The 25,718-nt window shown below is 64.7% G+C and carries 23 protein-coding genes; 9 read left to right on the forward strand and 14 right to left on the reverse strand.

Annotation, left to right across the window (positions count from 1 at the left end):
- Window positions 1-40: 40 nt before the first annotated feature.
- From ACQR3T_RS14870 to ACQR3T_RS14895, 6 genes are read right to left on the reverse strand one after another with little or no spacing between them, the layout of a single operon-like run.
- Window positions 41-778, reverse strand: a complete 738-nt coding sequence (locus ACQR3T_RS14870; protein WP_428693943.1) for a sulfite exporter TauE/SafE family protein — start codon at window positions 776-778, stop codon at window positions 41-43.
- Window positions 778-1,773, reverse strand: coding sequence for an ABC transporter ATP-binding protein (locus tag ACQR3T_RS14875; RefSeq protein WP_428693944.1), 996 nt, complete (start codon window positions 1,771-1,773; stop codon window positions 778-780). Before ACQR3T_RS14875 ends, ACQR3T_RS14870 begins: the two co-directional genes overlap by 1 nt.
- On the reverse strand, window positions 1,766-2,785 hold the full coding sequence (locus ACQR3T_RS14880) for an ABC transporter ATP-binding protein (RefSeq protein WP_428693945.1): 1,020 nt from the start codon (window positions 2,783-2,785) through the stop codon (window positions 1,766-1,768). The genes ACQR3T_RS14875 and ACQR3T_RS14880 overlap by 8 nt, the downstream gene beginning before the upstream one ends.
- Entirely contained in the window at window positions 2,782-3,768 is a 987-nt protein-coding gene (locus ACQR3T_RS14885) for an ABC transporter permease (RefSeq protein WP_428693946.1), read from the reverse strand. The genes ACQR3T_RS14880 and ACQR3T_RS14885 overlap by 4 nt, the downstream gene beginning before the upstream one ends.
- 8 nt (window positions 3,769-3,776) lie before the next feature.
- Window positions 3,777-4,706: an ABC transporter permease gene (locus ACQR3T_RS14890; RefSeq protein WP_428693947.1), complete on the reverse strand. Its 930-nt coding sequence runs from the start codon at window positions 4,704-4,706 to the stop codon at window positions 3,777-3,779.
- A 1-nt stretch (window position 4,707) separates the two neighbouring features.
- Complete coding sequence (locus ACQR3T_RS14895; protein WP_032377500.1) at window positions 4,708-6,285, reverse strand: ABC transporter substrate-binding protein; 1,578 nt, start codon at window positions 6,283-6,285, stop codon at window positions 4,708-4,710.
- 338 nt (window positions 6,286-6,623) lie between these two features.
- Between ACQR3T_RS14895 and ACQR3T_RS14900 the strand changes: the two genes are divergently transcribed.
- The 3 genes from ACQR3T_RS14900 to ACQR3T_RS14910 all read left to right on the forward strand — a co-directional run bounded on the left by ACQR3T_RS14900 (window position 6,624) and on the right by ACQR3T_RS14910 (window position 8,371).
- Window positions 6,624-7,619: a 2-hydroxyacid dehydrogenase gene (locus ACQR3T_RS14900; protein ID WP_080730503.1), complete on the forward strand. Its 996-nt coding sequence runs from the start codon at window positions 6,624-6,626 to the stop codon at window positions 7,617-7,619.
- Window positions 7,616-8,011, forward strand: a complete 396-nt coding sequence (locus ACQR3T_RS14905) for a universal stress protein (RefSeq protein ID WP_032377501.1) — start codon at window positions 7,616-7,618, stop codon at window positions 8,009-8,011. The genes ACQR3T_RS14900 and ACQR3T_RS14905 overlap by 4 nt, the downstream gene beginning before the upstream one ends.
- Window positions 8,012-8,206: 195 nt before the next feature.
- Window positions 8,207-8,371, forward strand: a complete 165-nt coding sequence (locus ACQR3T_RS14910) for a hypothetical protein (RefSeq protein WP_155290821.1) — start codon at window positions 8,207-8,209, stop codon at window positions 8,369-8,371.
- Between the two features lie 71 nt (window positions 8,372-8,442).
- On the opposite strand, the gene ACQR3T_RS14915 is transcribed toward ACQR3T_RS14910, so the two are convergent.
- Window positions 8,443-9,336 carry a LysR substrate-binding domain-containing protein gene (locus ACQR3T_RS14915; protein ID WP_428693948.1) on the reverse strand — a complete coding sequence of 298 codons (894 nt, stop codon included), beginning with the start codon at window positions 9,334-9,336 and terminating at the stop codon, window positions 8,443-8,445.
- 170 nt (window positions 9,337-9,506) lie between these two features.
- On the opposite strand from ACQR3T_RS14915, the gene ACQR3T_RS14920 reads away from it, so the two are divergent.
- Window positions 9,507-11,015: a SulP family inorganic anion transporter gene (locus tag ACQR3T_RS14920; protein ID WP_428693949.1), complete on the forward strand. Its 1,509-nt coding sequence runs from the start codon at window positions 9,507-9,509 to the stop codon at window positions 11,013-11,015.
- A 34-nt stretch (window positions 11,016-11,049) separates the two neighbouring features.
- Window positions 11,050-11,457, forward strand: a complete 408-nt coding sequence (locus ACQR3T_RS14925; RefSeq protein ID WP_428693950.1) for a MerR family transcriptional regulator — start codon at window positions 11,050-11,052, stop codon at window positions 11,455-11,457.
- An 8-nt stretch (window positions 11,458-11,465) separates the two neighbouring features.
- Here the strand turns inward: ACQR3T_RS14925 and ACQR3T_RS14930 are convergent, their stop codons facing one another.
- From ACQR3T_RS14930 to ACQR3T_RS14940, 3 genes are all read right to left on the reverse strand, one after another.
- Window positions 11,466-12,722, reverse strand: coding sequence for a lipase family protein (locus ACQR3T_RS14930; protein WP_428693951.1), 1,257 nt, complete (start codon window positions 12,720-12,722; stop codon window positions 11,466-11,468).
- Between the two features lie 214 nt (window positions 12,723-12,936).
- Window positions 12,937-14,646, reverse strand: a complete 1,710-nt coding sequence (locus ACQR3T_RS14935; protein WP_428693952.1) for a ribonuclease J — start codon at window positions 14,644-14,646, stop codon at window positions 12,937-12,939.
- Between the two features lie 119 nt (window positions 14,647-14,765).
- Complete coding sequence (locus tag ACQR3T_RS14940) at window positions 14,766-15,695, reverse strand: serine/threonine dehydratase (RefSeq protein WP_428693953.1); 930 nt, start codon at window positions 15,693-15,695, stop codon at window positions 14,766-14,768.
- 92 nt (window positions 15,696-15,787) lie between these two features.
- On the opposite strand from ACQR3T_RS14940, the gene ACQR3T_RS14945 reads away from it, so the two are divergent.
- The 3 genes from ACQR3T_RS14945 to ACQR3T_RS14955 are packed head-to-tail and all read left to right on the forward strand — an operon-like array spanning window position 15,788 to window position 18,839.
- A complete protein-coding gene (locus tag ACQR3T_RS14945) occupies window positions 15,788-17,326 on the forward strand; it encodes a flavin-containing monooxygenase (protein ID WP_428693954.1) in 1,539 nt (512 codons plus the stop codon).
- On the forward strand, window positions 17,323-18,168 hold the full coding sequence (locus ACQR3T_RS14950; protein WP_032377508.1) for an SDR family NAD(P)-dependent oxidoreductase: 846 nt from the start codon (window positions 17,323-17,325) through the stop codon (window positions 18,166-18,168). Before ACQR3T_RS14945 ends, ACQR3T_RS14950 begins: the two co-directional genes overlap by 4 nt.
- Window positions 18,165-18,839 carry a TetR/AcrR family transcriptional regulator gene (locus tag ACQR3T_RS14955; RefSeq protein WP_052070332.1) on the forward strand — a complete coding sequence of 225 codons (675 nt, stop codon included), beginning with the start codon at window positions 18,165-18,167 and terminating at the stop codon, window positions 18,837-18,839. The genes ACQR3T_RS14950 and ACQR3T_RS14955 overlap by 4 nt, the downstream gene beginning before the upstream one ends.
- Window positions 18,840-19,192: 353 nt before the next feature.
- On the opposite strand, the gene ACQR3T_RS14960 is transcribed toward ACQR3T_RS14955, so the two are convergent.
- From ACQR3T_RS14960 to ACQR3T_RS14975, 4 genes are read right to left on the reverse strand one after another with little or no spacing between them, the layout of a single operon-like run.
- Window positions 19,193-20,140 (reverse strand): GGDEF domain-containing protein, encoded by a 948-nt coding sequence (locus tag ACQR3T_RS14960; RefSeq protein WP_428693955.1) that lies wholly within the window; start codon window positions 20,138-20,140, stop codon window positions 19,193-19,195.
- Window positions 20,141-20,189: 49 nt separating this feature from the next.
- Window positions 20,190-21,458, reverse strand: coding sequence for a glucarate dehydratase family protein (locus tag ACQR3T_RS14965; protein WP_428693956.1), 1,269 nt, complete (start codon window positions 21,456-21,458; stop codon window positions 20,190-20,192).
- Window positions 21,458-22,384 (reverse strand): 5-dehydro-4-deoxyglucarate dehydratase, encoded by a 927-nt coding sequence (locus ACQR3T_RS14970; protein ID WP_032405225.1) that lies wholly within the window; start codon window positions 22,382-22,384, stop codon window positions 21,458-21,460. The genes ACQR3T_RS14965 and ACQR3T_RS14970 overlap by 1 nt, the downstream gene beginning before the upstream one ends.
- Window positions 22,385-22,415: 31 nt before the next feature.
- Window positions 22,416-24,014 carry an aldehyde dehydrogenase (NADP(+)) gene (locus tag ACQR3T_RS14975; protein ID WP_428693957.1) on the reverse strand — a complete coding sequence of 533 codons (1,599 nt, stop codon included), beginning with the start codon at window positions 24,012-24,014 and terminating at the stop codon, window positions 22,416-22,418.
- Window positions 24,015-24,356: 342 nt separating this feature from the next.
- On the opposite strand from ACQR3T_RS14975, the gene ACQR3T_RS14980 reads away from it, so the two are divergent.
- Window positions 24,357-25,700, forward strand: a complete 1,344-nt coding sequence (locus tag ACQR3T_RS14980; RefSeq protein ID WP_032378353.1) for an MFS transporter — start codon at window positions 24,357-24,359, stop codon at window positions 25,698-25,700.
- The last annotated feature ends 18 nt before the right edge of the window (window positions 25,701-25,718 follow it).

Consider the following 25,718-nt stretch of genomic DNA (forward strand, 5'->3'; position numbering starts at 1 on the left):
CGGTTACCCAACGGGGCCGATGCAACACGTGACACGGCCCTCACATCAGGGCGAGTACCTGTTGTCCGACGAGAACGAGCGCGCCGGCGGTGGAGACGCTGATTGCGGTGATGCGCAGTCGTCGACGGTCGAGAACACGATTGACCACTCGAGAGAGCAGGAAACCGAGAACGGTCGCTGGGGCGAGGAACACGAACAGCGTCGCGGTGTGTGTGTCCACTGCGCCTGCCACAGCCAGTACCGCCAGCGAGATCAGCGAGCCGACGAGGAAGAAGCAGCTCATGGTGCTGCGCAGTTCCGCTCCGGTGTTGCGTTGCCACACCAGTGCCATCGGGGGTCCGCCGATGGAGGTGGCCGTTCCCAGAATTCCCGACGCGGCCCCGGCCACCACTAGATTTCGTCTGTGCGGCAACGGGATCCAGCCGAAGGAGGTCAGGGCGACGCCGCCCAACACCACGAGTGCGAGCAGGATGGCCAGTCCACGCTCGGGCAACAGGACGAGCAGCAGTGCTCCCACCGCCGAACCGGGTAGGCGACCGGCCAGCGCCCACCCCGCGCCCGAGAGGTCGAGGGCAGTGCGATCACGAACCAGAACGAGCACACTGACGACGACGGCGAGCATGATCAGTGTCGCTGGGATGAGGCCGGGGTCCACGATGGCCACGATGGGTGCAGCGAGCATGCCCATGCCGAATCCGATGGACGCCTGCATCGCCGATGCGAAGAAGATGGCCAGGGCGACGACGACAAATCCGGTGACGCTCAGGTGCGTCGCCATCACGTCCCGGCAGCGACGAGGCCGAGATTGCCTGCGACGAGCGGATAGTGGCATTCGGCGATGTGATCGGCCTCGTCGGCGTCGAGCGCCACCGGGGGTGCCTCGCTGGCACACAGGTCGGTTGCCTTCCAGCAGCGCGTGCGGAACCGGCATCCCGACGGTGGATTCAGCGGTGACGGTACCTCGCCCTTCAACAGGATCTTCGTCCCACGGGTCGACGCGTCGAGGGTGGGTGCCGCCGACATCAACGCCGCTGTGTACGGGTGCGCAGGACGCTCGAATACTGCCTCGGTAGCACCGGATTCGACGATACGGCCCAGGTACATCACCGCGACGCGGTCGGCGACGTGCCGGACGACCGACAGATCGTGCGAGATGAACACGTAGGAGATGCCGAGTTGCTTCTGCAGGTCGTTGAGCAGGTTCAGCACCTGCGCCTGGACCGAGAGATCGAGTGCCGACACCGGTTCGTCGCAGATGATCACGTCGGGATTCAACGCCAGAGCGCGGGCGATGCCGAGGCGCTGGCGTTGACCGCCGGAGAATTCCTGCGGGAATCGGTTCTCGTCGCTCGGTCGAAGGCCCACCAGATGCAGCAGCTCACGCACTCGTGCCGAACGATCACGCCGAGTCTTGTACAGGCCTTTGTGAGTTCGCCACGGCTCGCCGATGATGTCCCCTGCCGTCATCCGCGAGTTCAGTGAACCGTACGGGTCCTGAAACACCATCTGCACTCGTCGACGCCACGCGAGGAGTTCCTTGCCGCGCAGAGCGAAGGGATCGATGCCGTCGAAGGCGACGGTGCCCGAGTCGGGTCGTTCGAGCATCATCAGGGTGCGTGCGAGAGTGGACTTGCCGCAGCCGGATTCGCCGACCAGGCCGAGGGTTTCACCGCGCCGCAGATCCAGGTCGATGGCGTCGAGCGCACGGAGCTTGCCGCGGCCGACATCGAAGGTCTTGTTCAGGCCGCGCACGGTCAGCAGTTGCTCAGACATGGCTGGTTACCTCGTTCGGGAAGTGGCAGGCCGACATCCGGCCGTTGCCGACGGATTCGAGCGGCGGGCGAGTGCTGATGCAGATGTCGCGAGCTAGGGGGCAGCGGGCCTGATAGACGCACCCGTCGGGGATGGAATGGAGATCCGGCGGGGTGCCGCCGATCGACTTCAGATCCTCACCGCGCACGGCGTGGACGGGTACCGAGTCCAGCAAGCCCTTGGTGTACGGGTGGCGCGGTTCGCCGAACACCTCGGACACCGGCCCGGTTTCGACAACGTTGCCCGCGTACATGATCGCGACCCGGTCGGCCTCCTCGGCCACCAGGGCGAGGTCGTGGGTGATCAGTACGACGGCCATGTCGTGTTCGGTACGCAATTCCTTGAGCAGAGCCATGATCTGGGCCTGCACGGTGACGTCGAGGGCGGTGGTGGGTTCGTCGGCGAGCAGTACCGACGGGCTCAGGGCCACGGCCATTGCGATCAGCAGGCGTTGACGCATTCCGCCGGAGAACTGGTGCGGGTACGAGTCGGCGCGTGATTCGGGCTCGGGGATGCCCACGCGGGCCATGAGTGCGATCGCTTCCACGCGAGCCTCTTTGGCCGACATGCCGCGGTGAATCCGAAACGGTTCGGCCAGTTGAGTTCCCACGGTGTAGACCGGATTGAGTGCCGTCAACGCGTCCTGGAAGACGATGGCCAGTTCGGTGGCCGCGATGGTGCGTCGAACCTTGGTCTTGGCCGTCACCAGGTCCACCTCACCCATCTCGACCGAGCCGCCCGTGATGTCGGCGATCGGCTCGAGCAACCCCACGATGGCCTGTGCCGTCATCGACTTGCCGCAGCCCGATTCACCCAGCAGAGCAAGGGTTTCACCGCGGCGGGCGCTGAAGGTGACGTTGTCGACGGCACGAATGACACCCGACGGCGTCCGCAGATCGACGGTCAGTCCGCGTACGTCCAGGGCGACGCTGCCGGTGTCCGGTCGCTGTGGTGCAGTTGCCGGTGCGCTCATGAGACGACCTTTCGTACGGGGAGCAGGCGGGACCGCTTGGAGCGGGGGACATTGAGTCGCCAGCGCTGCGCCGGGTCGGTGGCGATGCGCGCCCAGGCGGCGAGCACGGTGGCCGAGACGGTCGTCAACACGATGGCCAGGCCGGGGAAGAACGAGAGCCACCACGCGGTCTGCAAATAAGTGCGGCCCTGCGAGACCATCAGGCCCCACGAGACGTCCGGCGGCTGAATGCCGATGCCCAGGAAGCTCAGTGACGACTCGGCGAGGATGACGAAGCAGAAGTCCAGGGTCGCGACGGTGAGTAGGGTCGGTAGCAGGATAGGGGCCACGTGGCGTCTGATCACCGATCCGCTCTTCGCGCCGAACGTGCGGGCGGCGTCGACGAACAGCCGGCTCTGCAGTTCTGCGGACTCGGCACGGGCGGTACGCAGGTAGATCGGGATACGCGTGACCGTCAGGACCAGAACGATGTTCGCCGCACTGGGCGAGAAGACGTAGAGCACCACGACGGCCATCAGCAGCGACGGGAAGCTGAGGATGACATCGGCGACGCGCATCGCCGCGGTCTCGCGCCAGCCGCGATGGAAACCGGCCCACATACCGATGAACGAGCCGATGATCGCCGAGAGGATCACGGCCGGAATGGCCACCGAGAGTGTGGTTCTGCTGGCCACGATCAACCGGGCCAGCATGCTGCGTCCCAGCGGATCTGTGCCGAGGATGTTCATCCAGCCGGTGTCGAGGGTGAACGGCGGCAGGTTCGAGCGGTCGAGATCCTGATCGGTGGCGGCGTCACCGACCAACATCGGGCCGAAGATCGCGGTGAGGAAGACCAGCACCAGGATCGCGGCGGCCAGGGTGGCGACCCTGTCTCGCAGCAGCAGCTTCCACAGCGGAGCCGACGCCTTGCGGGCTTCCACCGGAGCCGGCGGCGGAACATCCTCGGGCTCGGATGTTTTCGGTGCTTCGAAGTCGAGTGACATGTTCTTACCTAGACCTTCACCTTGTCGCGAACCCGGGCGTCGAGCAGTGCATAGCAGGCATCGATGACGATGTTGAGCACGAAGATGCTCACCGCCGTCAACAGCACAGCCGCCTGCAGAACGGCGAAGTCGCGCTGCAGGATGGCGTCGATCATCAGTTTTCCGATGCCGGGCCAGCCGAAGATGGCCTCGACAACCACCGCGCCGTTGACGAGCCCGACCATCAGGTCGCCTGCGACGGTCAGCGCCGGTGCGGCAGCGTTGCGCAGAGCGTGGTGGGTGACGACCCGAAGGTCGCCCGCCCCTTTGCTTCTCGCGAGTCGAACGTACGGTGCAGACAGTGCCGAGACCATCGCACCCCGCACCACCTGTGTCAGTACTCCGAGCGGGCGAATGAGCAGCGTGGCGATCGGCAACACCCACGAGAGTATTCCGCTGTCCACGCCGGAGGTGGGCAGCCAGCCGAAGACGATGGCGAAGACGTAGACGCCCATGATGGCGAACCAGAAGTCGGGGATGGACGCGGCCGTCATCGACAGCAGGCTCGAGATGCGATCGGCCAGCGAGTTCGGTCGGTACGCAGCCCAGCAGCCGATGATCACGGCACCGAGGATGGCGAGGAACATCGTCGCGAAGGCCAGCTGCAGCGTTGCGGGGAAGGCGCGCAATGCCATTGCCGACGCGTCCTCACCGGTACGGAGCGACTGCCCGAAGTCGAGTTGCACGACGCCCTTGAAGTAGTCCAGCAGCTGCGTCAGCACCGGCTGATCGAAGCCGTTGGTGGCGCGAAACGCCTCGCGCTGTGCCTGGGTGGCCGACTCGGGCAGGTACAGGCTGGTGGGGTCGCCGGTGAGACGAGCGAGGAAGAACACGCCCAGCAGGACGACGAACAGTGGGATCAGGCTGGTGTAGATCCGTCGGCGCAGAAATCTGAACATGTCAGGGCCTCTCGGTATCGGCGCGCGTCATCGCGGCCAGGTGCATTTCGTCGACCGTGGCCGAGTCCGGCGTGTAGTCGACCGAGGCGGCCTTGGCGAGCACCCCGTTCATGTGTGCGATGTAGGCCATCTGCATGATGTCTTTCGGTTCGTCCGCGAACACCTGCGCGTACGCGGCCTGCCTGTCTTCTCCGGTGAGAGCGCCGGCAGCAGCGATCTCCTTGTCGAAGTCCGCTGTGCCGTAGGCACTCTGGAATCCGTCACTGGTGAAGTACTGGTCGACGGTGAAGGCCGAGTCGCCGGCCTGATTGCCGTGCTGAATCACCAGTAGATACGGCCCGACGTCCGGGAACGGGCGTTCCTGGTATTCGGCGGTACCGGCGGCGTCCATCATCTCGATCTTGACGTTCATGCCGATCTTGGACAGCGAGTTCTGGATGACCTCCACTGTCTCGTTGATCTTGGGGAACTGTCCGGTGCGTCCGATCAGACGGATCTCGGTGTCCACCGGTACCCCGTCTGCCCGTGCCTCGTCGATCAGCGTGCGGGCCTGGTCCATGTCGTAGGGCCACGGCGTCAGGTCGTCGTTGAATCCCACGACACCCTCGGAGATGAGTTGCGCTGCAGGCGAGCCGAGTCCGCGGAAGAGTGCTTTGACGATGCCGTCGCGGTTGATCGCGTAGTTGATCGCCTGCCGCACCCGGATATCGTCGAGTGGCGGTTGAGCGGCCTGGATGCGCAGCGCCGTTGTCTCGTTGTTGGGGTAGGCCACGCCGAGGTCGCCCGCACCGTCCTCCGGTCCGACCGACGTGGCGATCTCGGCCTCGCCGTTGGTCACCATCGATGCGCGGACGCTGCCCTCACTGCGCCACTGGTACTCGGCCCTGGCGTACTCGGGTTCCGGGCCCCAGTAGGTCTCGTTCCGTACCAGGGAGAGCTTCTGGCCGTAGTCCCAGCGCTCGATCGCGAACGGTCCCGTTCCGATCGGTTCACGCACGCGCTCGGTGTAGCTGGCTGTGCGCGGAACCATCTCCACGAACGAGAGGCGCAGCGGCAGGATGGGGTCGGGTTCCGGCGACTGCACGGTCAGCGTCATCGGGTCGACTGCTCTCACCACCAGGTTCGCGTCGCCGAACACGTACCCCTCGACGTTGCAGCCCAGTTCCGAATTGACCGTGCGGTCGATGGAGAACGCGGCGTCCTCGGCCTCGAAGGGACTGCCGTCGCTGAACGTCACGCCGGGGTGGATGGCGAACGTCCATTCGGTATCGGAGGTTTGTTCCCAGGAGTCGGCGAGCTTGGGTTCGAGATCGCCGGTGCTGGGGTTGCGTTCCATGAGCGGCTCGGTGATGTTCGAGCGAGTGACGACTCCGACCGACGTGAGCGAGACGTCGCAGGCTTCGAGGGTCGGAGGTTCCTGGGGCAGGACGATGCGCAGAGTATCTGCGCGGGCGGCTCCACCGTTGTTGGAATTGGCGACAGTGCAGCCGCTGGCGATCAGTGAAAGTGACAGTGCGCCAACAGCAATTGCGGCGACGCGGTGGGTCCGTCCCTGCTGCACGAGGAGTGCAGGGCTCATGGTGGCCTCCAGTGGGAAAAGGATCCGCGTCTGCGAGTTGCAGCCGAATCTGTGACGGTAGACACACGGTATGAGCGGGCTGTCTTCATCGTCAACCGGACGAAATGCCCTTTCCGGCCAGTTTTGTGGGTCACAAAGACAGTTTTGATGAGGCTTGAATCACATCTAGAGGGGGCTGACCAGGCCGGATATGGGGAAGACTGGGCAAGCCTGCATCGGCAATGCGTCGTTCATGCCGTTTGGGTATCGGTCCATGTTATTTCCGTGTTGGACAGGTATTCGAGAAGCGGCATACCGTACAGGAAACGCGCACGTTCCACCATCTCGCGAGGAGAACAATGGTCACCGTCAGCTCGCAGAGTTCCTCTGTGTCTCAACCGGATTCGCAACAGGGCGGTCGAGTGCTCCGAGTCGGACCGCTCAAGCCGTCGCTGATGGACACGTTGGTCACCGAGTACGACGCGCTGGAACTGCCCGAAGGGAATGGTCGCGACGAATTCCTCGATGCGCACGGCGAATCGATCACCGCGGTGGTGACCTCCGGCCGCACCGGCGTCGATGCCGCGTTGATGGAGCGATTGCCGCAGCTCGGAGCTGTGGTGAACTTCGGCGTCGGATACGACACCACCGACGTCGACGCGGCAGCAGACCGCGGCATCGCCGTCAGCAACACTCCCGACGTGTTGACCGACTGTGTGGCGGACCTCGCCGTCGGTCTCGTGATCGACACCATGCGTGGGCTGTCCTCCGCCGAGAGGTTCGTGCGTGCCGGCCGATGGCCCGCCGAGGGCAACACGCCGCTGACGCGCCAGGTCACTGGCAAACGCGTCGGAATCATCGGCCTCGGGCGCATCGGCTCGGCAATTGCCGATCGGCTCAACGGGTTTCGCTGCGAGATCTCGTACCACAATCGCAACGAGATCGACGGTTCGCCTTACGTCTACGCGGCCAGCCCAGCAGCGCTCGCCGAAAAAGTCGACGTCCTGATCATCGCCGCATCGGGCGGCTCGGGAACTGCGCACCTGGTCGACCGCGCCGTGCTCGAAGCGCTGGGACCGCAGGGCTATTTGATCAACGTGGCGCGCGGCAGCGTCGTCGACGAGGAGGCGTTGATCGAGTTGCTTGCCGCCGGGCAGTTGGCCGGTGCCGGCCTGGACGTGTTCGCCCACGAACCGAACGTGCCCGACGCCCTGCTGACGATGGACAACGTGGTGCTGTTGCCGCACGTGGGCAGTGGGACGGTGGAGACGCGGGCCGCGATGGAAGCCCTCACGCTCGAGAACCTCGATCGCTTCCTGGCCGACGGCACCCTCGTCACGCCGGTGACGAAGTGACCGTCGTCGTCGGCTACTCGCCGACCATCGAAGGAAAAGGCGCGCTGCCCTTCGCTTTTCGCGAGGCGCACATGCGTGGAACGGATCTGATCATCGTCGCCGAGGACAACAGCGCAGCCGACGCCGAGTTCGGTGCCACCGTCGAATCGGCTCGCGAAGAGAGCTCGGCGCTCGGTGTCACGACGAAAATTCACGACAACGAGGCCGGTCGCTCGCACGCCGACAATTTGATCGACCTGTCGTTCGACGAACAGACACAACTGGTCGTCATCGGTATCCGCCGCCGATCGCCCGTGGGAAAGTTGTTCATGGGCAGCATCTCTCAGCGCGTTCTCCTCGAGGCGCACTGCCCGGTGACGGCCGTCAAGCCGCCGGTGGGGACGCCGCGGTAGTTCGGTCGGGCGGCCTGCGTTCGTGCATTCGGTAGTGAGGTCGGCGGCGGCAGGAAACGTCCGGTGGGTAACCGCTGATCCATCTCGCCAAGAATCTTGGCGTAGCGGTTTCGAGCCGTGGTGACACCGGACGACCTGGCGGAAACGACCCAAACCGGCGACAATGGAGATTGACAGAGAGACGGAGGGCCCTCGATGACCACCACCGAGAATCGCGCCACAGGCCGCGGACGCTCGTTGAAAGTCCGATCCGCAGCCGCCGAAGCCTCCATCAAACTACGCGAATATGACAACAAGCCGGTCCCTCAATGGCTCCGTGACGTCGCCGCTGGCAAAGACACCAAGCCGCCCAGAGACTGATCAACCGACGAACCCACGCAGTACGGCACTCGCGCGGCCACCATCCCGCACGCAACTCGATCAGCGTCGCATCATGACCACTCCCGCGTCGGCAGCACATCGGTCATGAAGCGGTGCAGTGCCGGGTTGTCGTTGTCCACGCGCCAGGCCGCGTCGAGTTCGACGGGGCGCTCCTTCACGGTCCGAACCGGTCGGAACACAACACCTTCCGGTCGCATGGTCGACGCCGACTCCGGTACCAATGCCAATCCGATGCCGGAGCGAACGAGCACCAGCATCGTGTGCACCTGGGTCACGTACTGCACGTAGCGCGGGGACACCCCGACGATGGTGAAGGTGCTGATCAGCAGTTCGTGGAAGTACCGCGCATCGACGGGTGAGTACATGATGATCGGCTGCTCGTCGAAGTCCTCCACCGACAGTTCGTCTTTCGCGGCCAGCGGGTGATGCTCGGGCATCGCTGCGATCAACGATTCGTGCAGCACCGGGCGGGACGCGATGCCCGGTCGCTTGAGTGGTGGCCTGGCCAACCCGAGATCCAGATCGCCGACGGCCAAGGACTCCATCTGTACCGCCGAGACCATCTCGCGCAGCACGAGTTTCACGTCCGGCAGCTTCTCGCGCGCGGAGTCGAGCAGCTGCGGGAGCACTGCATGCGCCGATGCGCCGGTGAATCCGACGACGACCGTCCCCAGGTCGCCGGTAGGGACCCGTCGGACAGTGAGCAGTGCGCCCTCGGCGAGGTCGAGAATGCGTCGGGCCTCGGGTAGGAAGGCCAACCCCGCGGCCGTCAGGGTCACCGACCGGCTCGTGCGGTCGATCAGCTGCACACCGACCTCGCTCTCGAGCTGTTGGATCTGCCTGCTCAGGGGCGGCTGCGTCATGTGCAGCCGCTCGGCCGCGCGGCCGAAGTGCAATTCCTCGGCGACGGCGATGAAGCAGGAGAGCCTGTTGAGCGAGAACATCGATTCATTCCTTGCATCGCGGAGTGAGTTCTGTTGTGCCTCTGTATATGAATCTAGCTCACAAGCCGCAACCCGACGATTGACAACCTTCTCTCCGGTAAGAGTAGAGTTGCCCGCGGAGTGGACGCCGTACCTGTCGCAGTCCCTCGCACCCATCGAACGGAGTTGTCGTGTCTCGAGCTGCCCAGGTGTCTGTCACCGCCGTCGAAGACGTCTCGGTGCTGGGTGCGTTGCGCTCGCCGAGGCGGCTCAAGACCGAGGTCCTCGCGGGCCTGGTGGTGGCATTGGCGTTGATTCCGGAAGCCATTTCGTTCTCGATCATCGCCGGGGTCGACCCGCGTGTCGGGCTGTTCGCGTCGTTCACCATGGCCGTCACCATCTCCATCGTCGGTGGACGACCGGCGATGATCTCCGCTGCGACCGGTGCCATTGCGCTCGTCGTAGCCCCGTTGGCCCGGGAGTACGGCCTCGACTACCTCATCGCAGCGGTCATCCTCGGCGGAATCCTGCAGGTCCTGCTCAGCGTCCTCGGCGTCGCCAAACTGATGCGGTTCATCCCACGCAGCGTCATGGTCGGATTCGTCAACGCGCTGGCGATTCTGATCTTCTCCTCGCAGATCCCGTACCTGATCGGTGTGCCGTGGCTGGTCTACCCGATGGTCGCCGTGGGCCTGGCCATCATGTTCTTCCTACCCAAGCTCACCACCGTCGTGCCGGCACCACTGATCGCCATCGTGATACTCACCGCCGTCACGCTCGTCTTCGCGCTGGCGGTGCCGGATGTGGGTGACGAAGGCGAACTGCCGTCCTCGCTGCCGTCGTTCCTGATCCCGAACGTGCCGTTCACGGTCGACACCCTGTCGACCATCGCTCCGTTCGCACTGGCCATTGCTCTGGTCGGTCTACTCGAATCGCTGATGACGGCCAAGCTCGTCGACGACATCACCGATTCGCATTCCAACAAGACCCGCGAGGGCTGGGGCCAGGGTGTGGCCAACCTTGTCACCGGGTTCACCGGTGGCATGGGCGGCTGCGCGATGATCGGCCAGACCATGATCAACGTCAAGGTCTCCGGTGCGCGCACTCGGATCTCGACGTTCCTCGCCGGCGTCTTCCTGCTGATTCTGGTGGTCGGCCTCGGCGACATCGTCGCGCTGATTCCGATGGCCGCGTTGGTCGCGGTGATGATCATGGTCTCCGTCGGCACCTTCGACTGGCACAGCATCAACCCGAAGACGTTGCGCCGCATGCCCAAGAGCGAGACCCTCGTGATGGTCGCGACCGTGGCGGTCACCGTCGTCACCCACAACCTCGCGTACGGCGTGCTCGTCGGCGTGATCACCGCGATGGTGCTGTTCGCCCGACGGGTCGCCCATCTGACCGAGGTGGTCGACGTGGCTCATCCCGACGAGGACACCCGCGTCTACGCGGTGAAGGGCGAGTTGTTCTTCGCGTCGAGCAACGATCTGATCTATCAATTCGACTACGTCGGAGATCCGAAGAACGTCGTCATCGACATGTCCGAGTCGCACATCTGGGACGCATCCACCGTGGCGACCCTCGACGCCATCACCACCAAGTACGCGGCCAAGGGAAAGACGGTGGAGATCGTCGGTTTGAACGCGCCGTCGACCGAGCGGCACGAACGTCTCAGTGGAAACCTGGGCGGCGAGCACTGACTAGGGTGGACGCTCGGGCGAGGAGAGGCGGCACATGGCAGACGACGGCGTACACATGCAGATCGGGCAGGTAGCTCAGAAGACCGAGCTGTCCATCCGCACCGTTCGTCATTACGACGACGTAGGCCTGGTCACGCCCTCTGCCCGCTCCGCAGGTGGATTTCGGTTGTACACCGAGACCGACGTCGAACGCCTGCTCGTCATTCGCAGAATGAAGCCGCTCGACTTCACGTTGGCCGAGATGAAGCAGCTACTGGAATCCCTCGACATTCTGGGCGACGAGAACGCGACCGACGACGCGAGGTCGTCGGCCGCGGCTTTCGTTCGTGACTGTCATACCAAGGCCGAGGACAGCTGCCGCACGTTGCGGCGGCAGCTCGCCTACGCAGAAGAGCTCACCGAGGTGTTGTCGACTCGCGGAGCCGCAGCCCAGAGCGAGTAGGTTCGGCTCTAGCGGCCGAAGCTACTGCATCCGGGTCGAACCGGAATTCCCGCGAGGCGGTCGTCCAACCACGCGAACGCAGCGGGAGCTCCGCTGCCGGCAACGATGCTGTGCTCACCCAGGTATTCCTCGAGGCGGACGTCGGCTCCGCGTGAACACCACTTGTCGAACACGGCCTCGGGACCTTCCTTCGGAATCCAGAACTCCTGCTGTCCGTGATACATGAACACCGGTGCCGTCGGGGTTCCGCCGTCTCCCAATCGATTCTGATCGGCAACCGCGAGCGCCAGCGGCGAATTGAACGCATCGGGAGTGATGGACAGTGACTCGATGCGGATCGGAGCAACGAGTCCGAACGGTGCAATCCCGACGATGCACAGGTCCTTCGACGCCTGTGCGAGCCGCCACCCGTCGTCGTTGTAGAGCGACAGCATCTCCGGGTACTCGCGCGCAACGCCCATCGCTGCGGCGAGGAACACCGCCGACGCCAAGTTGCCGTTCATGGACTGACGTAGCAGCGCGAAGTCGGTAGGCGTTCCGCCGAACGCTGCGCCGACAATGTTCAGTTCGGGGGCGTAGGCCGGGGCCTCCTGCACGGCCCAGCCCGATGCGATCGCCCCACCCGAGTAGCCCGTAAGACCCAGGGGCGCAGTCGGATCGAGGCCGACAGCGGCGGTCGTGACCGCGCCGCGCAGACCGTCCAGTACGGCGTGCGCCGCCATCGGTCCGACGGCGTACGCATGGCGTGGCCCCTGATGGTCGGTGACGACGACGGCGTAGCCCCTCGCCAGAAGCAGCTGCACGGGTGCCAATTCCGGAGCGATGCCGCGTTGCATGGTCCACGATGGCTCACACGTGGCGCCGAGCGAATCGATGGCCATGTTGTAGGCAACAACAGGGCGCGGACCGGGCGAGGTCCACGGCGCAGTGGGGACGATGACGCTGGTGACGATGGCAGCGGGGCGGCCCTTCGCGTCGGTCGAGGCGACCAGCAGCTGGGTGGTGGTGACCGGGGTGACAAGTGGTCCGACGGTAACGCTGCGGGTCCGCAGAACTGTTCCGGGGGCGGCCATTTCGTATCCGGGCGGCGGAACGACCCACGGATCGTCGAGCGGTGTCGCGGCGATCGATTCGGCGGTGCGCGGCGGATTCTGGAAATCGCCGAGTGGATCGGCCCCCGCCGACCCCTGCCCGCCCGACACCACCAATGAAACCGCAGCGACCACCGCTGCAAATCGACGGCCGAACTTCGTGTACTTCCCCATCGAGACCCCCCGGTCTAAGTTCCGGATCGTTACCGGAGCTTTCCAAACGACTCTAGGGGCCGGAACCATCTACAGGGGCCGAACGCAAAATTTGCTCGGATGCGGCGGGGACCGGCGACCCGGTACGACAAGCTGGCCTTGGCGTACCGGGTAGGAGCCGTTCTACACGCGGCTTTCTTGTGGTCACGTCACCTCGCCACTGAGAAGACGTGCTCTAGCCGTCGACGACCACCGGGACGATGAGGGGCTGACGGCCCAGGGTCTGCTTGGCCCAGCGCGCCGATTCCTGGACGATGCGCTTCTCGATGTGCTCTCGCGAGGCAACGTTGACGTCGCTCTCGCGGGTCAGAGTCTTACCGATCGCCTTGGCCAACGAGTCGAAAGCGTTGGCCTCGTGCGCGAACCCGCGTCCGATGAAGTCGACGTCGTCGACCAGCAGGCCGGTGTCGGGATCCACGATCGCAATGACGGTCAGGACGCCCTCGTTCGCAAGCAGACGACGTTCGGCCAGCGAATCCTCGGTCACACCGCCGACGGCACTACCGTCGACGTAGATCAATTCGATGGGGACGGAGCCGGTGATCTGCGCGACGCCGTCGAACAGGTCGATGACGCTTCCGTTCTCGGCGATCAGCACACGATCGCGAGGCACGCCGGTCCTGATCGCGAGATCGGCGTTGGCGCGCAGGTGTCGCGACTCACCGTGTACGGGAAGCACATTGGCGGGTTCGAGGATGTTGTAGCAGTAGACGAGCTCGCCTGCGCTGGCGTGACCGGAGACGTGCACCTTCGCATTGCCCTTGTGCACCACGCGGGCACCCTTGTCGACGAGACCGTTGATGACGCGGTAGATCGCGTTCTCGTTTCCGGGGATCAGGCTGCTGGCCATCAGCACGGTGTCGCCGTCGCCCACCTTGATCTGATGCTCACCCGAGGCCATCCGCGACAGCGCTGCGAGGGGCTCGCCCTGCGAACCGGTGCAGATCAGCGTGATCTTGTTCGCCGGAAGCCTGTTGAGCTTCGGTAGGTCCACGACGAGCCCGTCGGGTACATCGAGGTAGCTCAGATCTGTCGCAATCTTCATGTTGCGCACCATCGATCGCCCCACGAACGCAACCTTGCGGCCTTGCGCATGCGCGGCGTCCAATACCTGTTGGATGCGGTGAACGTGACTGGCGAAGCTCGACACGATCACGCGTCCAGTTGTTTCGCGGAACACCTTCTCGATGGCCGGGACCAGATCGCGTTCCGAGACCATGAACCCGGGAACCTCGGCGTTGGTCGAGTCGACGAGGAGGAGATCGAGCCCTTCCTCACCGAGGCGTGCGAAGCTTCGGAGGTCGGTGATCCGGCCATCGAGCGGGAACTGGTCCATCTTGAAGTCGCCGGTGTGCAGCACCAGCCCGGCATCGGTACGAATGGCGATGGCCAGACCGTCCGGAATCGAGTGGTTGACGGCAATGAACTCGAGCTCGAACGGGCCTTCCTGACGCGTTTGCCCTGCCTCGACCTCGATCAGCGTGGTCGAGACCTTGAACTCCTCGAATTTGGCCGCCAGGAAATGCAGTGTCAGCCGCGCCGAAATGACGGGAATGTCGCCACGTTCACGCAGCAGGTACGGGACGCCGCCGATGTGGTCCTCGTGTCCGTGGGTGAGGACGATCGCAACGACGTCGTCGAGACGGTCGCGGATGCAACTCCAGTCGGGGAGGATGACGTCGACGCCGGGCTGGTGCTCCTCGGGGAAGAGCACGCCACAGTCGACGATGAGCAGTTTTCCGTCGTACTCGAACACAGTCATGTTCCGGCCGATCTCGCCGAGACCGCCGGTTGCGATCACGCGAAGGTGCCCGGCCTGGAGTGCGGAAGAGGCTCGCTTTCTCGGAGCGGCGGGGGATTTCCGGTTACGTGGTGATCGCGACATGCGTCCAACGCTACGGGGGGTTCTCGTCCCGGTCTCGACCCCGGTCCGAAGATCTGCAAATTCTTCCCCGTCGGGGGTGTGCTGCCCGGTGCCTACCGGACCCGGCTTTTCGGCCGGTGTCAACCCAGGTCGGAGGGATCGGAGTTCGCTCCGCAGAGGATGATTGCGACCTTTTCGCCAGGTTTCGGCTCGTATCTTTTCGCTCTGATCGCAGCGACCGCTGTCGCAGCCGCATGCTCGACGACGAGGCGCCGCGAATCCCACAGGTGTTGTCGCGCTTCGATGATGGCGTCGTCGTCGACGAGGACGGAGATGGTGTCCGACGCCGCGGCCGCAGTCAGTGCGAGTGGCGTGACCCGGCGCGCGCCCAGGGAATCTGCGGCAATCGAGTCCACCGGTACGTCGACAGGGAAACCTGCCTCCAGCCCCGCTGCGAAGGCTCGACACTTCTCGGGTTCGACGGCCACCACTCGAACACCTCGTTGCGCCGCGACAGTCGCGATGCCGGCGAACAGTCCGCCTCCACCGACCGAGACCACGACCGTGTCGAACGCATCGGCGGTCAGCATGTCGAGCAGGAGCGTTCCGGCCCCCGCAGCGATCAGCGGGTTGTCGTAGGCATGGGAGACCACAGCGCCGGTGTGCGCGGCGTAGTCCATCGAGGCCTCGAGCGCCTGCGCGTACTCGGTCCCTACGGCTCGAACGTCTGCGCCGAGGGCGATCAGTTTCGCTTTCTTGAACTCGGGCACCGTGACGGGCACGAACACGGTCGCAGGCACGCGGCACTTCGTCGCCGCCCACGCACAGGCCAACCCTGCGTTTCCTCCCGAGGCGATCACGATCCCCGCGTCGGGCATCGTTCCCGCCTGCCGGTGCGCGGTGACGAAGTTGACGGCTCCGCGTGCCTTGAACGTTCCCGTGTGCTGCATGAACTCGGCCGCGAACAGCAGGTTCGGGGGCTCGGCCGCGATCATCGTGACCGGTCTGACGGTGCCGGCAATACGTGATTGGGCGTCGACGACGTCGTCGTACGTGATCGCAAGAGGCACTCACCCATTGTGGCCCTCTCACGTGGACGTCCGCCGAAGGGGACATCGACTGCCGAAACCATTGCGGAATCACGCGTCATCACTTTAAAGTGATGACACGCATCATCGGATTGCGTTTCGTGCAAGAGGGGTTCGTCAGCATGCATATTCACACCGTGGTGATCATCGGCAGTGGCTTCGGTGGCCAGTGCGCAGCGAAGGCATTGCTCGATCGAGGCATCGACGACCTCGTCATTCTGGAGAGACGATCCTTCCTGGGTGGCACCTGGAAGCAGAATCGCTACCCCGGGGCGGCCGTCGACGTGCAGAGTCCGCTGTACTCGATCGCGTCCGAACCGTTCGAGTGGTCGCGCATGTTCGCCGAACGCGAGGAGCTCGAGCGGTACACCGACCACGTGCTCGAATCGAACGGTCTGCCGGCGCGAACGCATGTCGACACAAACGTCCAGAAGATCGAATGGGCGGGAGACCACTGGACCATCTCCACCTCGCGGGGCGACTACGCGGCGAAGTTCGTCGTCAACGCGTCGGGACCACTCAGTACACCCGTCATACCGCCGTTCCCCGGCCGTGAGAAGTTCCAGGGCACCCAGTTCCACACCAACGACTGGCACACCGAGTACGACCACGCAGGCAAGCGAGTAGCCATCGTCGGCAGTGGTGCCAGTGCGGCGCAGGTGATTCCCGCGATCCAACCCGACGTGGCGCAGCTGCACGTCTTCCAGCGCACTCCGCACTGGGTGATGCCACGTCACGATCGCGAATTCACGCCGTTGCAGCGCAGGCTGCTGAAGCTGGAACCGATCCGCAGGCTGGTCCGCGCCGGGATCTACTGGAGTCTCGAAACTCGCATCCTCGGCTTCAAGTATTCACGGACGATGTTGAAGGCGGTGGCGCAACGAACTGCGTTGAAGCACATCGAATCTCAGGTTCCGGATTCCGAGCTTCGTGCGAAGGTCACCCCGGACTACGTCATCGGGTGCAAGCGGGTTCTGCTGTCCAACACGCTCTATCCCGCGCTGGGGCAGGCGAACGTCACTCTGCACGACAAGAACGACGGTATCTCGGAGATCACCGAAACCGGAATCGTCACCACCACCGGCGAACACGTCGATGTCGATCTGCTGGTGTGGTCCACGGGATACGACGCCACCGACGGCGTCATCTCGTACCCGGTGATCGGACGCGACGGCCGGGCCCTGTCCGACGTCTGGGATCCGTACCCGCGCGCCTACCTCGGCACCACGATTCCTGGCTTCCCCAACCTGTTCGTCGTCACCGGACCGAACACCGGAATCGGGCACACCTCCGCGATCTTCCTCATCGAGGCGCAGATGGAGTACATCGTGCGGGCCGTCGACGCCGTCGAGCAGGCGGGTGCAACGGCCATCGAGGTCACTGCCGCCGCCGAGCAGGAGTACACCGACACGATTCACCGCGAGATGGAAGGAACCGTCTGGAAGGACGGCGGCTGCCACAGCTGGTACCAGTCCAAATCCGGACACGTGGTTGCCATGTTCCCGGGATTCAGCTTCACGTTCCGCCGGTGGGCCAAGCGTTTCCGCCCGCAAGAGCACCACCTTCACATGGCACCGACGGTGACCACCACACGGGACGAGGTTTCGGCATGAGCAAGCACACCGGACAGGTAGCGCTGATCACCGGAGCGGCAGGCGGTATCGGTTCCGCCGTGGCGACCGCACTGCATCGACGCGGTGCCTCGATCGTTCTGGTCGACATGGCGTCGACCGATCTCGAGTCGGTAGCAGCGAAGCTGGGCAACCAACGCGTGGCAATCGCCTATGCCGACGTCACCGTGCGGGAGCAGCTCGACGCGGCCGTCGCGACCGCGATCGACACCTTCGGCAAGCTCGACGTCGTGATGGCCAACGCTGGAATCTCCAGCGGCGCGAAGGCGTCGACCGTTCGATCGATCGAGGACGGAGTGTTCGAGCGGGTCATCGGCGTCAACCTGATCGGCGTGTGGAACACGGTGCGTGCCGCCCTTCCCCATATCGTCGAGTCCGGGGGCTACGTGCTGCTCACCTCCTCTACATACGCGTACCTCAACGGCCTGGCGAATGCGCCCTATGCGGCGTCGAAGGCGGCGGTCGAACAACTCGGCCGTGCTCTGCGTACAGAGCTGGCCGGCACGAAAGCGACCGCGGGAGTGCTGTATCCGGGATGGGTCGCAACGCCGATCGCCGAGGTCGCGTTCGGCGGCGACGACGTCGCGACGGCCATGACAGCCCGCGCCTTCCCCGCGCCGCTGCTCCGCCCGATCACCCCCGACAAGCTCGCCCGCGTGGCTGTTCGAGGTATCGGACGGCGAGCTCCGCGCATCGCCGTGCCCGGTCGCTGGATTCCGATCTCGATATTGCGCGGCATCGTCAACCCGATCATGGATGCCACGATGGAGCGGGATGCCGAATTGATCCGGCTCACTGCCGAACTCGACGCCCGCCGGTCATGAGCGCAGTGTCCGAAGCAGCCGGCCGCGCCTACGGCGGTGAGAGCGCGGCCGACCGCGACGACCGCAGACGGCGGCAGCTGCTGGATGCGGGACTGCGGGTGTTCGGCAGTATCGGGTATCGAGCCGCGACCGTGCGCGGACTGTGCCGCGAGGCCAAGATCGCCGATCGGCACTTCTACCAGTACTTCGACAAGACCGAGGATCTACTGCTCGCGGTGTACGCGGAATGTATTGCACAGCTGACCGACTCGGTGTCCGAGGCCATCGCGGAGGTGGATCCGGAGAGTGGGCTCAGTGCTGTCGCGCAGCAGTTGCTCGAACCGTTCTTTCGGGTGGTCGAGGACCCGCGCCTCGCCCGGGTGGTGTGGATGGAGGTGCTCGGGGTCAGCCCTCGCGTGGAGCAGACCTACCTGACGGTGATGCAGCAATTCGGGACGCTGTTGCTCGGCTACCTCCGCACGTTCGCGGGAGATGTACCGTCGGGCCCCGATATGGATGTCGACCTGCTCGCGACCGCCGCCATCGGCGGCATCAGCCACACCGCAATGACGTGGTACCAGAGCGGCTATGCGGCCGAGCGCCGCGTGGTCGTGGCCACCATCGCCACCATGCTCGCCAATATCGTTGCGCCGCTGACTGGGAACAACGGCTGCACGTACGGGTCGAAGTGACCACCCTTGTGGATGTGCACGGTCACGTCGGAGATCGTGCGCGCGACTTTCTCTGCCACCGCCGCCGGAGTGACGGCGTCCTTTGGACATGATCTGCATCAGGACCGGGCATGCGATGGCCGACGCGGTCTTGCCCGGCGAGGAGCAGGTCGCGACCGGGCGCGGCGTCGGGGGTGGACATGACTGCGACATCCCCTGGGGAAACCACTGATTCGACGTAGCGAGGGGAGCGTCCGAGCAGTGCACGAACCTGGTCGACCACGGCAGATGGAGCAACTCGAACGGTGCGCCGAAGTCCGGTCGCGCGCACGGCTGCGACTTGCTGTTTCGCGAGGTCGGCGTCTCGCGTTGCCCTACTCGTGGACGGTGGTTCGGTTTCGCCCGAGATTCTTGGACTCGTACAGCGCTCGGTCGGCGCGCGCGAGGGTGACACGGGCGGCTTCGCCGTCCTGCCTGCTGGCCACACCCACCGAAATCGTCAGGTCCTTCGGTAGCTGCGTCCGAACGCGATCGACGGCGTCGCGCAGTTCTGCGGCTGTGCCAGTGATGCACAGCACCGTGAACTCGTCGCCGCCCGAGCGACTGAGCAGATACTGCGGAGGCAGGCAGTTGCGCAATGCGGACGAGACGATCTCGAGCGCGCGATCACCGGCCGCATGACCGTGGTCGTCGTTGATCACCTTGAATCGATCGATGTCCACCACCGCGATGGCGTCGATTTTTCCGCTCGCCACCGTTCCCGGGCGAGCGTCCAACTCTCGGGTGAGGCGTCGTAGGTTCGCGAGTTGGGTGAGATGGTCGATTTCGGAGGTCGAGGCCACGCTCTGGACCCAGGCTGCAGAGATCGCGATGGCGACGAGCACGAGTTGGGCGTTGATCACCAGGACGGGATGGATATCGCCGACGACGGCACCCAAGTACGCGATGTACACGGCATTGAGAACCGTCGTCCGCCGGGCGATGCGGTTGGGCAGCACGATGAACGCCGGCGTCACCAGAAGTAGCTGGAGGAAGATGCCGGACATGGCCGGAATCTCACCGCCCGCCGCGGTGCAGAACAGGGCGATGCTCGTCAGACCCGACAGGTGCATCGCCAGGTAGAGGCGTCGAGAAAGGACCGGCGCGGCCGCGATCATGTAGATGCCGAGGGCACACCACGACACCGCCAACACGAGCAGCACAGTCCCGGCGCGAGGCGATGCGCCGACGACGGTGACGACACCGACCAACCCACTGACGAGGCAGTTGACCCCTGACGTTCGCGCGACCGGCGCTGGGGAATACTGCCAACCGGTGTTCACACGACAGACCTCTCGCACGGATCCCCACGACCCGAAGCGAGCTTAGCCGCTACCAGCGCGGGCAGGTGTTTTCGAAGCTCGAATCGATGCTCTGCATGTATCCGGTGTCGTCGCGGTCGCGGATACCGCAGTCGAGGTACTGCTGATGCAGCGCCGCGAGCGCGTCCTCGTCGATCTCGACGCCGAGGCCGGGCCCGGTGGGGACTGCCACCGCGCCGTCGACGAAGTTCAACACTCCTGGAACGACGACGTCCTCGTGCTTCCACGGCCAGTGCGTATCGCAGGCGTAGGTCAGGTTCGGTGTTGCTGCGGCAAGGTGAACCATGGCGGCCAGGCTGATACCGAGGTGGCTGTTCGAGTGCATCGACAGTCCCAGCTCGAATGTCTCACAGATACCTGCGAGCAACCTCGAGCGCTGCAGGCCACCCCAGTAGTGGTGATCCGACAACACCACCTGCACCGAGTCCTTCACCACGGCCGGCTTCAGATGATCGAACGCGACGACGCACATGTTGGTCGCCAGAGGCATCTTCGCCTCGCGCGCCACCTCGGCCATCCCGTCGAGTCCGGGTGTCGGGTCTTCGAGGTATTCCACGATGCCGTCGAGCTCGGCGGCGACTCGGATGGACGTGTCGACAGTCCACGCGGCGTTGGGGTCGAGCCGCAAGGGCAGCTCGGGGAATGCTTCCCGCAGTGCCTTGATTCCGGCGATCTCCTCATCGGGTGGAAAGACTCCGCCCTTGACCTTGATGGCCTCGAAGCCGTACTCGTCGATCATCTTTCGGGCCTGCCGTACCAGACCGGCCGGGTCGACTGCCTCGCCCCACTCGTCCGGCTGTGCACCGGGATGCGCTGCCCACTTGTAGAACAGGTACGCGCTGAACGGAACCGAGTCCCGAACCTTGCCGCCGAGCAGATCGGACACCGGTCGACCGAGCACCTTACCCTGCACGTCCAGGCAGGCGATCTCGAACGGCGAGAACACGCGGTCGGTGGTACTGGCCGTGGTGATCATTCCGGCGACACCGTCGCCGCCGGTGATCGACAGTGTTCCCAGCACGGAGTCGATGGCATCTCGAATCTCGTTGAGTGCGAACACGTCCAAGCCGGTGATGGCCTGAGCGGCCGCGTCGAGACGAGCCAGATGAGCGGTGTCGGCGTAGGTCTCACCGAGGCCGACGACGCCGGCCTCGGTGTCCAGCTGAATGATCGCGCGCAGTGCGTAGGGCTGATGCACGCCGACGGTGTTGAGCAACGGAGGGTCGACAAAGGCGATCGGAGTGATTCGAGCGCCGGTGATCAGGACCGGATCCTGCATCAGTGCACCGCGAGCTCGTCTGCCAGCACGGCCCGGCCGGCGGCAACGATTGCGGTGAGTTCCTCGAGGTGCGGTGCGCTGATGTCCACCAGAGGCGGGCGAACGGGCCCTGCCTCGATGCCCTCCATCGTCACGCCGGCCTTGATGAGGGAGACGGCGTAACCGGGCACCTTGTCGCGCAAGCGTACGAGCGGGTGGAAGAACTCGCGAAGCAGTGCGGCAGTGAGCTTCTCGTTACCACTGTCGAGTGACCGGTAGAACGCCAGCGCCAGTTCGGGTGCGAAGGCGAATGTCGCAGAGGAGTACAGCGTGACACCGATCGCTCGGTACGCCTGCTGGGAGACCTCGGCGGTGGGCAGGCCGTTGAAGAACTGGAAGGGCTTGCCCGACGGCTCGAGTGCATCCAGCACCGCGCGGACGATGCGGCCGACCTGATCGAGATCGCCTGTGCCGTCCTTGAATCCGACGACGGTGGGCAGCTGTGCAACCTCGACGGCCGAGTCCTCGGTGAAGCGCGCATTGCCGCGGTTGTAGACGATCAACGGCAGATCCGACGCGGCGGCAACGGCCTTGGTGTAGTTGACCAGGCCGGCCTGCGGCATCGTCACCAGGTACGGAGGCAGCAGCAGGATGCCATCGGCTCCGTTGCTCTTCGCGCTCGCCGCGAACGCCTTTGCCTGGGCTACGGATCCGCCTGCGCCGGCGTACACCGGAACACGGCCTGCGACGACGTCGACTGCCGTGCGCACGATCTTGCCGAACTCCTCGCCTTCGAGAGCATGGAATTCACCGGTGCCGCAGGCGATGAACACTCCACCGGGTCCGGCGTCGACACCCTTCGCGATGTGAGCAGCCAGCAGGTCGTAATCGACCTCACCGGAGGCGGTGAACGGGGTGACGGGGAAGAACAGGACTCCGTCGAGCATGGTGGTCTCCTCGAGAACTAGGTGGGGTGAGTCAGTCTTGGGTGAGCTGGCCGTCGATGCGGCGGAAGATGCCGTCCGGGTTACCATCGGCAATTGCAGTGGGCAGCAATGATTTCGGAACGTCCTGGTAAGAAACGGGACGCAAGAACCGCTCGATGGCGAGAGATCCGACCGAGGTGGTGCGAGAGTTGGAGGTGGCGGGGAAGGGGCCGCCGTGGACCATTGCGTGGCCCACCTCCACGCCGGTGGGCCATCCGTCGAACAGGATGCGGCCGGCCTTGAGTTCGACAACCGGGAGGAGCTTGCCTGCCTCGGTGTGATCCGACTCGTCGGCGTGAATCGTGGCGGTGAGCTGACCTTCGAGTAACGCGGCGACGTCGCGAACCTGCTGCGCGTCGGTGCATCGAACGATGAGACTCGATGCGCCGAACACCTCGGCCTGTGCTGCCTCGGAGGTCAGGAACGTATCGGCATCGGTATCGAACAATGCTGCGCGGCAGGCGTTCGGGGCCTGGGTGTCGGAACCGCGGGCAAGTTCGGTCACGACGCCGCTCAGGGCGTCGACGCCCTCGCCGTAGCTCGCGGCGATGTTCGGGGTGAGCATCGTGGTGGGGGCGGATTCCTGTACCGCCGTCGTTGCTGCCTCGGTGAAGGACTGCAGTCCAGGGCCGTCCACGGCGATGACGAGACCGGGGTTGGTGCAGAACTGGCCCGAGCCCATCGTCAGTGATGCGACGAAGGCGCGGCCGAGCTCGGCTCCGCGGGTGGCGAGTGCGCCGTCCATGACGAACACCGGGTTGATGGAACTCATCTCGGCGTACACCGGGATCGGCTCACGCCGACCGGCTGCGGCGGCGACGAGAGCAGTTCCACCCGAACGTGATCCGGTGAAGCCGACGGCCTTGATGCGAGGGTCGGTCACCAGAGCGGTGCCGAGTCCACGGCCGGAGCCGAAGAGCAGAGAGAATGTGCCCGAGGGCATTCCGGTGGAGGCGACGGCGTCGGCGATCGCGCGACCGACCAGTTCGGACGTTCCCGGATGTGCATCGTGCGCTTTGACCACAACGGGGCATCCGGCTGCGAGAGCGGAGGCGGTGTCGCCGCCGGCGACGGAAAAAGCGAGTGGGAAGTTGCTGGCTCCGAACACGGCAACCGGGCCCAGCGGAATCTGCCGCTGGCGGATGTCGGCGCGGGGGAGTGGCGTGCGATCGGGCTGGGCCGGATCGATGCGGGCACCGTTCCAGCTGCCCTCGCGCAGAACGGAAGCGAACAGGCGGAGCTGCCCGGTGGTACGGCCGACCTCGCCGGTGATGCGGGCCAACGGAAGTCCGGACTCGGCGACGGTGCGCTCGATCAGCGTGTCGCCGAGAGCTGCGATGTTGTCGGCGATGGTGTCGAGAAACTGTGCGCGGGTCTCCGAGGAGGTGGCACGGTAATCGGCGAATGCTTCGGCCGCTGCGGCACAGGCCTTGTCGACGTCGGTATTGTCGCCGTGACCGTAGGCGGGATCGAGGTTCTCGCCGGTGCTGGGGTCGATTCCGTGAATCTGCGTGCCGCCACCGAAGACCGGGACGCCGGCGATGATCATCCGGCCGGTGAGGTGGGTGGACTGTGTCGTCGACGCTGTCATGGGGTGACTCCTAAGGCTGTGGTGCGGTGCGTGCGCTGACGCCAGGGCGTGACCTGGCTCATAGGTCACCACGCTAGAAGGCTGATCGATACATGTCCAAGTCTAAAAAAGTCGTATTTGATTCAGTCTCGGTATCGATCTTGCTGCCAGGCGCGATGAGCACTGGCTGCCGTTGCCGATACCTCTACTGCATCGGTCGATGCGTAGATGGACTTGGACATGCATCGATCTGGAGCCCTACTGTCTCATGTGAGCCCAATCACTGGGTCGATCCATGCCTGTGCCGGTCACACTCGCGCATCGGTCGCGGGAAACCGCTCGAGCTACAGAACGGAGCGATCGATGTCGATCACTCTCCCGCCGACGCCGGCAGTCGATTCTGCCGTCGCGAAGATATTCCGGCGAGTCGTGCCCTTGTTCATCATCATGCTGATCTGCAATCAGCTGAACCGATCGAACATCGGCTACGCCCGCGAATACCTCGAAGCCGACGTCGGTATCGGGGCTGCGGCATACGGATTCGGAGCCGGCGTGTTCTTCATCGCCTACGCGCTCTTCGAGCTTCCGAGCAACGTGATGATGGAGAAGTTCGGTGCCAAGATCTGGCTGACCCGCATCATGGTCAGCTGGGGCACCATCTCGTTCGCCATGGCCTTCGTCAACGGTCCCGAGATGTTCTACATCCTGCGATTCCTGCTCGGAGCGGCCGAGGCCGGATTCTTCCCGGCGATCATCTTCTACTTCGCCAAGTGGTTGCCCAACAGCCACCGTGGCCGTGCCACCGCGTTGTTCGTCGCAGGGTCCTCGGTGGCCGCGGCGATCTCCGGCCCACTGTCGGGTCCGCTGCTTTCTCTCGACGGACTCTTCGGGGCCCGAGGCTGGCAATACCTGTTCGGCATCGAGGGCCTGCTGTCCGTCGTCGTCGGCATCATCGCCTACTTCCTCATCGACTCGCACGTCAAGGATGCGAAGTGGCTGACCGCCGAGGAGAAGCACGATCTGAACGCTGCCATCGCCGTCGAGGAAGCAGAGAAGGCACGTACCTCCGGCATGGGCGACGGCAGGTCGCGCTGGAAGATGTTGCTCGATCCCAAGCTGCTGCTGTTCATCTGGATCTACTTCGCAATCCAGCTCTCGATCTACGCCAACACTTTCTGGCTCCCGTCCATCGTCCGACGGATCGACGGAACCAACGACATCACCGTCGGCTTGCTCTCGTCGCTGCCATGGATCTGTGCCGTGTTCGCCATGTACTACATGTCCAAGATCGGCGACCGCACCGGAAACCGTCGACCACTGTTGATCATCGCGTTGCTGACCGCTGCGGTCGGCACACTGTTGGCCGCCGTCGCGACGCCGTGGATCGCGCTGATCTTCCTGTGCATCGCTGCCATGGGATTCAAGAGCGCAAGCCCGCTGTTCTGGTCCTTCCCGCAGTCCACCCTGCATCCGATGGTGCTTGCCGCCGCCATCGCCGTCATCAACTCGGTGGGCAACCTCGGCGGCTTCGTCGCACCGTTCGGATTCGGATTGATCCAGGAGGCCACCGGTTCGGTGACCTGGGGACTGTATGCGCTGGCCGGTGCATCCGCACTGGCTGCGCTGTCGGTCCTACTCATCAAGAAGCCGCGCGGGGTGGTGGCCGACATCGAGGGCAGCGTCGAACCCGTCACCCTGACCAAATAGCATCCGATATCACCGGCC

The organism is Rhodococcus sp. IEGM1428, assembly GCF_050321865.1.
In the GTDB taxonomy this organism is placed as follows: Bacteria; Actinomycetota; Actinomycetes; order Mycobacteriales; family Mycobacteriaceae; genus Rhodococcoides.